The organism is Candidatus Ichthyocystis sparus (assembly GCF_900078745.1).
GTDB lineage: Bacteria > Pseudomonadota > Gammaproteobacteria > Burkholderiales > 2013Ark19i > Ichthyocystis > Ichthyocystis sparus.
The window spans coordinates 1-12,762 of the sequence record NZ_FKII01000080.1; the positions used below are offsets into that span (position 1 = coordinate 1).

The following is a 12,762-nucleotide window of genomic DNA, read 5'->3' on the forward strand; positions in this document are numbered from 1 at the left end:
ACTAACTTCAGTATCTAAAGTAGAATGACCGTACCCACACTCCAGTATAATATATATCGGGCTTTATACTTTGACTAGTTGTTTATTGCCCCCATAATGCAGCCGGGTTCAGCATAGAATTACTAACTACCGATAATTTAACTAGTGTGTGCGCAATTTTTAGTATGGCGGATAATAGTTAAACATAATTATTAATTGCTTTGCTCTTGTTATATTTTTCTGCTTCTTTACAGCAAATTAATGATTAATGAAGCAGTTATGTAAGGACATACATGTTTTTGAATAAGCAATCGCCCACAGTGCTTATATTAAATGTGATAGACGTGGCAATGTTATTTTGTTATTAATAATGAATAATGTATTTGTCTATATGCTAATCACACATATTTGTGTGCTATGATAAAAATGCTAAAATCAATTACTCAGGTTGACACAAAAAAATAACAGTAGGTATACCATTCTGTACCAGATAAACCCCACCTAACTGATAGTTGTGAGTTCTTACTCTGCTGATAATTTTCATATCGCTTCTAATCTGTTAATCCCGATCTGTTGTTGACCCCGTCTAGTGTTCTGAGTGTATAAAATTGATGGCATATTGCCTATTAGTACAGCTTTGCCGATAGTCAATAAAGACGTAGTGGCATCTAGATCACGAGGGGTAGAATAAAAGAGATTAACTATTAGTTTGTAATATTACTAATAAATAAGAAGTGTCATTTACAGAGTGGTGCTGAATTTGTTTCTCCAGGGACTAACATTCGTGATCATAGATGCAATTAAGTATCAGTGATATGCTGCGATAGCTTCGGTAAAGCTATGTTACATAATTTCGCCTTACCTTTCTTCTAATTCAGAATAAATTAATTTTCGTGTTCATTATATTTGAATTGAAGCTATAATTTTTTCTTTACATGTAAATAATAATTATGATTGCACTGCAATCTACAACCATTTTTATACTTGCTATATCCAATGTAAGTAGTTTTTTATCATATGCATAATAATAAAGATCTAGTTAGAATAACTCCTGAGTGTAGGGTTGTTGCACGTAGGGATCTTGTCCAAGTTCTACTATCTAATCTCCTCGCTCTTACTTTTGCTAGAGCTCTATTTATATTTAGCTCTTTCAGTATATCTTTTTTCGCCTCTATCTATGACGCTGTTGCTCCCGACATTATTCTACCTTCCCGTACCTTTCTCTCCACCTAGACTCATCTCGTATACTTTCACCCTATACAATTCTAGATCTAGGTTTTGTCTTGCGTCCTTACTCCATTTAGCTCTAATTCTAGCCTTTCCATATCTGCTGGCTGTTCTTGTTTTCTCCCCCATCTCTCTTTCTTCGCTAGCTCTCTTCTCATTCTTGCTGATCTATTTTTCACTAACGCTCTCTAACTCTTTCCGCCTCTTACTTCTTTGATTTTTCTCTGACTGTTGTTTCTTCTAGTTCTGATCTTTTTCTTGCCTTTCTCTCCCTATTTGTCTTTTCTGGCTTCCCTTTCTCTGCTATAGCTTCGTTTTGCTTTTTCCCTTGCTTGCTATTGCCCTTCATCTAACTTCCCCGTTGGTTTTCCTCGTTAGTTCTTTGTTTCTTATTTTCTCCATCTTTTTAGCTTCTTTAAGCCCTGGCCGTGAGCTTCTTCAAGCTCCACAGCCATCAGTAGCTCTAGTTCTATCGAGAGCTTCAGCTCTAGCTTTCTTGCTCTTACTCTTACTACTTCTGGCTCTATTGCACTTTCTCCAACTACCACTTTATCTAATTCTCTCTTTCTCGCTCTAACTTCCTCCAGCTCTCTTTTTATTTCTTGCAAGTTTGATGGTATCGCTCCCAGAATTGTACTTATTGTTTTCTTTTGCCCCATAATTACTTCTAACTCTTTATCAATTTCTTCCATGCTTGAAGGTGCCGCTGCCTTTGTTTCTCTCGTACTCTCTCCCACCTTGTTTTTTTACTTTCTCTAGATTCATTTTCATAAGTTTAGCCATGTGTAAAGCTGCTTTTATTCCCATTTCTTGCGCCTCCCTTTCTAGTTCTTGATTGCACAATAAATCTTTCTGAATTTTAGAAAGTTGATTTACTATGCCTAAAACGATATGAGACCGTGGAGTGCCATGAAACATACTTCTAAGCAGCACTTAACTAGATTTCATTCCCACCTCTATTAAGCTAAATCTGGTGTTAACATGAGCCCTTCATCGGAGTTTATTGTGCCCCGTTCTGGCGTATTTGGCACTTGCTCATGCACAGTCAGTATATAAACCTTTCACTGCTACTGCCTTTGGTGCACTTATTTCGGTACTATCCGTAGTATCTACAACTTCTACTACTGCTGACAGTACTACCTCAAGTTGAGGTTCTTCTATGCTATCCAGAAGCGCTCGTATTGTTCTCTCTTGTTAGAGACCATAAGAGCAAGATTATAACCGCCACCGCTAAATCGGACTGTAGAGCTAGTCCTCTCTCTCCTATTTCTCTACGAACAAGTGCTTCATGCGTATCTATAAGTTGAGCTGCCAAACTTGATATATGAGAAGCCTGAGGGGTGCCATAAAACATGCTTCGAAATATCATTTCACCAGGACGTATCCCCAACGATAGTGCTAAATGTGGCACTAATATAAAACCTCCTGCCTAAAAATATCCTGTGCCTTGTTCTAATTCTAATGAGTCCGACGATTGTGACTGCTTACCTACACCACTTTGTTCATCCTTGCCACACAGACCACTTTCTGCATTACTTGTGTTACTTAATTTACTTTTCATTGGCATAGATTACTTATTTCTTGTTTTTTTTCTTCTGTTGAAACATACCGCAGATGATCCTTACTGTAGTTGATATCAAGCTTATTTTTATAATTTAATATACCCGTTAGAACGTACCTGACCACACTAACAAAAGTACCCTAAACAAATACAGGTCCACACATATAAAAAATAAATTGACCTTAATTACACACTGAGTAGCGTACACTTATCATGCTGAGTCTAGTAACTCTTTTCAATAATTAGCACAGCCACCTATACATTAGGTTCAGTTGTTGTAATCATCTTCGTAGGTTTACTGATAGCCATATCACTAGTCCTTATCAATTAGAGTAGTTTTCTAAATTTTCTAAATCTAATTCCAAAACTGTAATTTATTTGATTCCATTACGTGTATTTTTAAATATTTTTCACGTTAAAATAAGTAATCATTGTTTGAGCATAAAAAAAACTGCACCTAATAGCAACAACAGTAAATTCATTTTTAACTAATTTTGCTTCAATATACAAAGCTGAATGACCGAACCTGTACTCCAGTTGATATGTTTTGTATATGGTAGTAGTCTCACTAGAACATCATTAACATTTCTCGCTCAGGCGCTCAGGTATTACTTCTAGGATAATTGCAATTGCCACCACTAATCATTATTAATGAAGCAGTCACGCGTTAGCGCACCCGTCTTTGGATGAGCAATGACTCAACACTGAGCTCTATGCATCTACAAACTAATTTAACAAACATATGACAATATTGTTTTGACAGTGTATTTGTCGATATAGTAATTACCTCATTTGTGTACCATGACCGAAGCACTAAAGTGACAGTAAGTGGCTCAAATTAAAAATTAATGATTGCTATACGTATTCTATTTCAGTTAAACCCTGCCCAACCAATGGACGTGAGATGTACGTTTTTGCTTTGCCAAGGATTTTTGTACTGCTTCTAACATGTTACCCCGGACTCTCATTATCCGTATATAGTAGTTGGCGGTATATGGCTTATCATCAAATAATTGCTCACTGGTAACAAATGCAGAGGTGGTGCCTAGATCACAAGGGGTAAAAGATTAACTATTAGTTTATAATATATGGAATGGTGCCGTTTATAATGTTGGATTTCTTTTAAAAATTGACTTTTCGTAGACAAAAGCACATCATGATGTATTGATATTGCACAGAACCAACGATTACACGCATAATCTTTTCTTAAATTCCTGAAATTGATTTTGAACCCTGTGCTCCAACTACTCACCAAGATAAACTTTTTATTCATACTATCTGTATTTATCTGTGATGTTTTACTGTGCTGTTCTGTTTCTAGATCTGTTTTATGCGTAAACTATTGTTAAACTGATACGCTTCTTAACAAAACACACCAACTTAGAACTGTACTAAACGACATTTTGACACATTTTATTTACCTCAATTTCAAGTACGCAATCTACTTCTTTGCCGATTTCGTTAATAAAAACTTGCCCTCTAATGAAGCCGATTCTTAAGCAAAACTTAACTAAGTTACATCTTTAACACTAGAGATAAATTTGCACTTATTGCAACGATACCCAAGACTATGTACCCAGTCGAAAGTACTATCGGAGGTGTATTGACCCTGGATGTGACTACCTGTCTATCGTTATTTCACAACATAATGCTTGGCCTATATAAATTACTTAATTATTTTCACTACGATAGTAGATGACTTAACTTTATATTTAATATAGATCAATACAACAAAGGCAACGCATCTAATACTACCCCCACTAAAATTTCCATATCTCTTCTTCCCATTTACTATTTCTTATACTATATTACTACTACTAATCCAGATCTTGCTCTACAACTATTAATCCCTCTGACGCTGGAACTAATCCCTTACTCTTACTATAGTTCCATTTCTATTTAGCTCTTTCAGTCTATTTTTCTTAGCCTCTACCTATGTTGCGGTTGCTCCAGGTACACTCCACCCTTCCATATCCACCTACCTATATTCATCGCGCACGCCCTTACTCTATCTAATTACAGTCCTATACTTTGCTCTTGCACTATTACCTCATCTAATTCTAACTCTTCCTCGGTTGCTGTTACAGTCCTATGTAGCTACCACTATTCTAGCCCTCTAGTCTTTTATTGATTTCTCTTCCTCTTGATTCTTGTATTACTACCATTTCCGATGCCATCTAGGGTTGATATGTTGCTCGCTTTTCTTCTTGCTCTTGCTATACCCCTAGAACTAGTACTAGTAGAGTTTTCAGCATTTCCACTTCCTCTTCCCTGGCCCTTCTAATTGTCTCTGTTCTATCTGACACTAGAGAGGTGGTTATCATATTCATTGTCTCTGTCTTTTTCGCTTCCATTTTCCCTAACCATAACTCTAGCTCCAGTTCTAACTTTCTTACTCTCGCTCTTATTCCCTCCAGTCTAAGCATTAGATTTAGTTCTACATCACTTCTTGATTCCTCTTTTCCCTCCTCTCTCAATCTATTTAGCTCTATTTTTCTTCTATTTCTGTCTATTCTTGCCTCTATCTCTTTCTTTTTCACCGTCAACCTATCTAGCTTTATTTTTAGATCTAGACTTTTACCTTTCGCCGCCACTGTTGCTCTTACTTTTGCTAGCTCCTCCTCTATCACAGTCTTTTTCATTCTAACTTTATCTAGCTCTTCCTTGCTTGTCCACATTTCATACATAAGTTCTTGTGCCACTAGTATTTCTAGCTCTTTCTCTAGAGAGTTCCGTCTTTTTTCTCTTGATATTGCGCTGTTTATATCTCGCATTAAATTTTTCTCTCTAGTTACTACTTCATCCATCTCTGTTGTAGCACATCCCTCTCCGGCTTGCTTTAGTTCTTTACATCTCTCTCTTACTTTCTCTAGTTCTTTCTCCATTTCTTGCAAGTTTTCTGTTCTCGGTCCTACTAGCACCTCCATTAGTTCTCTCTTTACTTCCGTTATATTTGTATCTTCTATATCTGTTCTTCCTAAGCTTAATGGTCTCGCCACCTCTAAATTTCCTATCATTCTTTCTGTAATTTCTCTTGCTGTACTTTTTACCCTTTCTAGCTTTACCCCCCTACTTACAGCTACATCTATAGATACCCTTAGCTCTTCTTCTCGTTTCTTAGCTGCTGACTTTTCCCTCCTTTTTGCTGCCTCTTCCTCTTTCTTCCTCAGTTCTTCCTCTTTCTTTCTCAGTTTTTCTTCTTTTTCTTCCTCTTTCTTCCTCAGTTTTTCTGCTCTTTCTTCCTCTTTCCTTTTTTTTCTTTCTTCTTGCTCTTTCGTGTATAGTTTGGTCCTCGATTTCACCAATTTCCTATTTCTCTCTTCTTCTAATTCTGGTAACAATTTTTCTTCTGGTCCTGTTGCAGATTCTTCTATTATCATTGTAGGTACTAACGCTGTAGGTGCTTCTATGCTGGCCTTCAGAGCTTTTAATAATTCTTCGTTAGTTGTTATAAGAGAAGCAGTATTTTCGCAACCGGGGCCAATTACTTCCTGGCGCGCTACACCAGCTATTTCCAGTTCTAGATTGCGCAATAAATCTAGCTGAATTTCTGAAAGTTGATTTATCACGCCCAAAACGGTATTGGATTGAGGAGTATTATAAAACATACCTCGAAATAGCATCTGATCAGGTTGCATTCCCAGCGATTGTGCTAAATCTGCGGGCAAAATTAATCCTCCATGAGAAGGGGAACCTCTGCCACTTTGCTTTGCTACAATTGGGGTTTGCTGCGCATACGGCGCACCTGGATCTTGCCAAAGCGATGCACCTGGGTCTTGTGGGTACGGTGCACCTGGATCTTGCCAAAGCGATGCACCTGGGTCTTGTGGGTACGGTGCACCTGGATCTTGCCAAAGCGATGCACCTGGGTCTTGCGGGTACGGTACACTTGGGTCTTGCCAATGCGATGTACCTGGGTCTTGCGGGTACGGTGCACCTGGGTCTTGCCAATGCGATGTACCTGGGTTTTGCGGGTACGGTACACCTGGGTCTTGCCAATGCGATGCACCTGGGTTTTGCGGGTACGGTACACCTGGGTCTTGCCAATGCGATGCACCTGGGTTTTGCGGGTACGGTACACCTGGGTCTTGCCAATGCGATGCACCTGGGTCTTGCGGGTACGGTACACCTGGATCTTGCCAATGCGATGCACCTGGGTCTTGCGGGTACGGTGCACCTGGGTCTTGCCAATGCATATAACCCACACTCCCTTCTGTCACCACTGCCGGTGCTGCTGCAGGTGCAGGTATTTCTACGCTATCCATCAGCGCTTGTATCACTAACGCGTTACGTTCCGCAAGATCCATGGACTCCATGACACCAGCTTGACCGACGGAACTACTTCCCTCTCCTGATCCACGGCTAAGCAGCGCTTCTTGTCTAGTTAAAAGTTGAGCCACCAAAGCTGATACACAAGGAGCAAGTGGGGAGCCATGAAACATACTCCGAAATATCCTTTCACCAGGCTTCATTCCCAATATTCGTGATAAATGTGGATCTAATAAGAACCCTCCTGCCTCAGTAGATCCTGTGCTTTGCTCTAATGATAATGCACTTGACGGCTGTGCTTGCCCACCTAGACCACCTAATCCATCGTCACTACCATTAAGACTACTCGCTTTACTATTTGAGCTACTTAATTTCCGTTTCATTGGCATGGAGTCCTTATTATTTCATTGTTTTTTTTATCTCTATTTTCACTCTGTTGATACCACGAGCTGTATACAAACCCTTTTACAATCAATACCAAAGATTGCTTTTTGACTTAATATACTTTTTTTCAGGTCAAGATTGATCTACACTAATGAAAAAACATTCATTCTCAACAAAAATACTGCTCATGCACATATTATAAAAAATAACTTTGAAGAAGGCGCAGCCTCTACGCGAGCCGGCTTTAACTATATCTAAGCACATACAAGTACACGTCTATCATGCTGAGTTAGTAAAGGCTCTCTTTCAATTGGTATTGCTACCTACACATTAGGCTCAGCTGTTGAAACTATCTTTGCGGGCTTGCTGATAGTAATATTACGAGACTTTAGCGTAAATTAATTGGCAGGTATCTTCTCAATTTTCTAAATATAATTAAAACTCTGTAATTTATTTGGTATTTTTCTTGTATTTTTAAAGATTTCTCATGTAATTATTATTAATAATCATGCGTAATTTTTTGTACATGAAATACAACTACACCCAACAGCACCGACAGCAAATTTTCATCTTCAACTAATATTGCTTTAGCATCTAAAGTTGAATGGTTGTACCTACACTCTAATGAATATGACCTTATAATGACCTTATATCTCGATTAATTGTTTGTTGTTCCCATAATGAAACTAGGTTCAGTAGAACACTGCCAAACTATCAGTGCAGTCTCGTCGGTATACGTAATTGTCAGTATGGCGTACAATAAATAAATTCTGTTCATTATTATTTCCCCCACTTCTGTGATATTCTTCTGATTTTCTACAGTAAGTGCATGGAGTTAGTGTTGGCTGACCCTATTCTAGAATCCATTATCCAGGTATTGCTTTTAGAATGATTGCAATTGACTCTAATCATATTAATGAAGCAATTATGTGTGAACACACCAGCTTTTCAACAGGCAACATCCCAGAGTCGTGTTCTGTACTGTGAAATAATTTAACAACAATAAATAATACTTTTAATAATGTATTCGATGGTATAGTAATTACCCCATTTGTGTACTATGACCAAAATGCTAAGGCAAACGGTAACTAAAGTTAATACAAAAAAACCAATTATCAGTACACATATTCTATATCAGACAAAATCTGTCTAACTAATGACCATACGTTTTTACTCTGCTAAGAGGGAATTTTTGTGCTGCCTCTAACGTGTTAATCCGATCTGTTATCCATGTCTGGTATTTTGATCAGATGAAGTAGGCGGCACGTGGCTTATTAGTACAGTTTTGCCTATTTTCAATAAAGACAGAGTAGTGACGGGATAATTAGTGGTAAAAATTCACCGCTGGTTCATGATATATGAGACAGTGCCGAATTTGTTCTTCCAAAAACTAACTTTTTGTGAATATTTATGAAAGTAAAATAGTAGTGCTATATTGCGATACGATAAAGCCACACCCTATAATTATGTTTTACATTTTTTAATTTAGAACAGGTTTTCTGCGTTCATTACATTACGAATCGTAAGCTGTGATTACCCCTTTACGCATATAAGTAATAATTCTGATCACACTGCAGCTCACAACCATTTCTGCATTTACGTATATCTAATACGGACGGTCCCCCATCCCACACGTAGCAATAAGGGTAACCTAGGTAAAATGCTTCTTAACAATAATGATACTGCAAGGAAATTTTAATCTTATAAGTACTAACCATACGGTTATACTACTAGCAAGGAAGAATAAGAAATAAGCAATGCCGTTTTCGTAATCCTGATTTTATATTTTACAGTGTACCGACCTCCAAGGCAACACAGGCTCTCTAAAAATTGCTCTTGAACTTTGTGTTCCAATTACTCACCAAGACAAGCCTCATATTCACACTACCTGTACTTGTATGCGATGTTCTACTATGCTGCTTTGTTGCTAGATATACTATACACATGAGCTACCGCTAAACTGATATAAGCCTCTTAACAAAACACACACCGGCCCAGAACCGTACTAAATGGCACTTCGATATTTTATCTGCCTAATATCAATCGCAAGTACGTAATCTACTTCCTTGCCGATCATATTAAATACATTAACCACTCCGTCTGAAAACTTGCTCTACTGAAGCCAATTCTTAAGCAATACTTCACCAGAACACGTTCTTAGCATTAGAGATAAATTTGTACTCATTTGAACCCTACCTAAGGATCACGTACATTGTTCGAGTACTACATACAAGAAGAGTACATTGATCTTAGATCAAACTACCTGTCTATCGTTATTTTACAACGTACCACTTAGTTATTTGCATCACGAGGATACAGGCCTTACCATACCACATTTGATATAGAGCAATACAATAAAGGCGCACCTCCTGCATCTCCTAATACTCATCCGTACTAAGGGTTCAATACTTCTTCTATTACTGCCCATATACTACTTCTATCATTTCCATATCCTTTCTTCCCATTTATACTTCTACTATCCTAATCCTGATCTTGCTCTGCAACTTCTAATTTCTCTAATGCTAGAACTAGTCCTCTCGCCCTTAATTTTGCTTTCGATAACCCTACCATCAGCTCTAACTCTCTTACTCTTGCTAGGGATCTATTTCTATTCATCTCTTTCAGTCTATCTTTCTTTGCCTCTATCTCTGACGCTGTTGCTCCCGATATTATTCTACCTACCCGTATCTCTATATCTAAATTCATCGCGTATACTCTCAATCGATCTAATTCTGGACCTAGTTTTTGTTCTTGCGCTCTCGTTACATCTAGTTCTAACTCTAGCTCTTCCCTAGTTGCTACTGTTATTGCCCTTTCCTCCCACACCTCTCCAGATTTATCTAATCCTATAACTCTCTCTAGTTCTAGCTCTAGCGCTCTAATACTTACTTCCATTTCTCTTTTTTCCATTAGCTCTCTTCTCATTCTTTCTTTTCTCTCTTCCACTAGCGCTTTCATTCTTTTCTCCTCTTCTATCCTTGATTTTTCTCTGGTCGCTTTCTTTTCTAGTGTTGCTCTCCTTCTTTTTTCCGTGCTCTCTGCCCTAGCTTTCCGGTCTTCCTCCGCTACTCTAGTTTTCCGGTCTTTCTCCGCTGCCCTAGCTTTCCGGTCTTCCTCCGCTGCTCTAGTTTTGCGGTCTTTCTCCGCTGCTCTAGCTTTCCGGTCTTCCTCCGCTGCTCTAGCTTTCTGGTTTGCCTCTGCTGTTTTTTCCTTTGCCGCTCTTTTCAGCTCTTTATCTAACCTCATTGCTAGTACTTTTTTTGTTTTTCTATACGGCATTACTCTTTCTTTAAGCTCTAGCTCCGCAGCTATCAGTAGATCTAGTTTTATCGACAGCTCTATCTCTATCTCTTTTACTCTTATTTTTATCTCCTCTAGCTCTATTGTACTTTTTTTAGCTCCCACTCTATCTAATTCTCTCTTTCTATTTCTAACTTCCTCTAGCTCTCTCTCCATTTCTTGCACAGTTGATAATCTTGTTCCCAGCACTGCACTTATTGCTTTCCTTTTCTTTATAACTGTTTCTAACTTTTCATCAATTTCTTCCGCGCTTGATAGTACTGCTACATTTGTTTTTCCAGTACTATCTCCTAGCTTATTTTTTGCTCTAATCAGATTTGCTTCTCTAAGTTTAGCCATATGTATAACTTTTACTATTCCTATTTCTTGCGCCTCCCTTTCTAGTCTCGCTTTCGATCTAGCCAATCTCTGATTTCTCTCTTCTTCCAATTTCGCTAGTAGTATTTTTTCCGATTCTGTTTCTGAGTCTGCTACTATTGTAGAAGGTACTATAACTGTAGGTGCTTCTATGCTACTCATTAGAGCTTTAATTAATTCTTCGTTAGTTGCTATAAGATGAGCAGTATACTCGGAACCAAAGCTAATTACGTCTTGGGTTTCAGAATTAGCTCTTTCTAGTTCTTGATTACGCAATAAACCGCTCTGAATTTCTAAAAATTGATTTACCATGCTCAAAACGATATGAGATTGAGGAGTACCATGAAACATACCTCTACGTAGCGCTTGACCAGGTTGCATTCCCAGATCCATTGCCAAATCTGGTGTCAACATGAATTCCCCATCGGAATTTACTGTGCTCTTTTTCAGTGCCGCACATGGCACTTGCTTATGCACAGTATATATACTTTCTGCTACCACTGGCGGTACCACTGCAAATCGAGGTTCTTCTATACTATCTAGAAGTGCCTGTATTGTTCTCTCGTTATAGTCCATAAGAGCAGAATTACAGCCGCCACCTCTATATTGGGTGGAACTGCTTCCCTCTCCTGCTTCATTACTAACTAGTGCTTCATGTTCGTCTAAAAGTTGAGCTGCTAAACTCGATACAATAGAAGTCTGTGGAGTGCCATAAAACATACTTCGAAATAATATTTCACCAGGACTCATTCCCAACTTTAGTGCTAAATGTGGTGCTAATACAAAACCTCCTGTCCCATAATATTCTGTGCTTTGTTCTAATTCTAATGAACCTGACTGTTGTGCCTGTTTTTCTACATCTACCTGTTCAGCGTTACCATGCAGAACTTCTTCCTCACTACTTGAGCTACTTAATTTTCGTTTCATTAGTATAATATAGTCCTTATTTTATTGTTTTTTTCTTCTATCGATACCGTATGACGTAGACAATTCTTTCCACAGTTATATCAAGCTGGGTTTTTAATAATGTACCTCAAGAATACACTTGACCTACGCTAATAAAAAATGACCTAAATAAAGATATACAGGTCGATATATACATACTTTATCCACTACAGAGGCATAGCGTCTACTATGCTAGCCCTAACTGCGTCTAAGTAGACACATTTATTATGCTCAATTAGCAAAAGTTCTCTTTCAACTAGTACGTACCCTATATGTTAGGTTTGGTTATTGCAATTTTTTTTTATATACTTACTCATGGGTACATATTACGAGTCTTTATCAATTAGATAATTTTAAATCTAAGTAGCAAAGAAAAAATACAATATAAAAACTGTAATTTATTTGATACGTTTGCATGCACTTCCAAATATTTTCTAATGTTATTCTTATAATAAGTAGTAATTGTTCATGCATAAAACTACACCTAATATCACCACAGCAAATTAGTTCATTTTCAACTAATTTTATATAAAATTCAGTTACTGTGCCTACATTATAACGCATATAATTTTGTACTATGATTGGTTCATTAGAAAATTACTAACTACCAATGCGGTTTCCAGTTTTATCAGTACATATAGTTTTAAGTACGCTGATACGTTGGATACTATGCTTAATAACTAAACAACATCGACTATTAATTGCATTGTTTACGTGATAATTTTTCACCTCTACACGGC

8 protein-coding genes are annotated in these 12,762 nt (G+C 37.8%); all 8 read right to left on the bottom strand.

Annotated elements, in window-relative coordinates:
* Positions 1-1,250: 1,250 nt before the first annotated feature.
* The 8 genes from A6733_RS09740 to A6733_RS07750 all read right to left on the bottom strand — a co-directional run bounded on the left by A6733_RS09740 (position 1,251) and on the right by A6733_RS07750 (position 12,004).
* Positions 1,251-1,385: a hypothetical protein gene (locus A6733_RS09740; protein WP_278183870.1), complete on the bottom strand. Its 135-nt coding sequence runs from the start codon at positions 1,383-1,385 to the stop codon at positions 1,251-1,253.
* 26 nt (positions 1,386-1,411) lie between these two features.
* Positions 1,412-1,555 (bottom strand): hypothetical protein, encoded by a 144-nt coding sequence (locus A6733_RS09170; protein WP_175330579.1) that lies wholly within the window; start codon positions 1,553-1,555, stop codon positions 1,412-1,414.
* Positions 1,556-1,595: 40 nt separating this feature from the next.
* Positions 1,596-1,943, bottom strand: coding sequence for a hypothetical protein (locus tag A6733_RS07730; RefSeq protein WP_141663119.1), 348 nt, complete (start codon positions 1,941-1,943; stop codon positions 1,596-1,598).
* Positions 1,885-2,139: a hypothetical protein gene (locus A6733_RS07735; RefSeq protein ID WP_139057501.1), complete on the bottom strand. Its 255-nt coding sequence runs from the start codon at positions 2,137-2,139 to the stop codon at positions 1,885-1,887. Before A6733_RS07735 ends, A6733_RS07730 begins: the two co-directional genes overlap by 59 nt.
* 229 nt (positions 2,140-2,368) lie before the next feature.
* On the bottom strand, positions 2,369-2,617 hold the full coding sequence (locus A6733_RS07740) for a hypothetical protein (protein ID WP_092403506.1): 249 nt from the start codon (positions 2,615-2,617) through the stop codon (positions 2,369-2,371).
* Between the two features lie 18 nt (positions 2,618-2,635).
* On the bottom strand, positions 2,636-2,767 hold the full coding sequence (locus tag A6733_RS09745; protein WP_278183871.1) for a hypothetical protein: 132 nt from the start codon (positions 2,765-2,767) through the stop codon (positions 2,636-2,638).
* Positions 2,768-4,983: 2,216 nt separating this feature from the next.
* Complete coding sequence (locus tag A6733_RS09490; RefSeq protein ID WP_242641611.1) at positions 4,984-7,419, bottom strand: coiled-coil domain-containing protein; 2,436 nt, start codon at positions 7,417-7,419, stop codon at positions 4,984-4,986.
* 2,482 nt (positions 7,420-9,901) lie between these two features.
* A complete protein-coding gene (locus A6733_RS07750; protein ID WP_092415358.1) occupies positions 9,902-12,004 on the bottom strand; it encodes a hypothetical protein in 2,103 nt (700 codons plus the stop codon).
* Positions 12,005-12,762 lie beyond the last annotated feature (758 nt).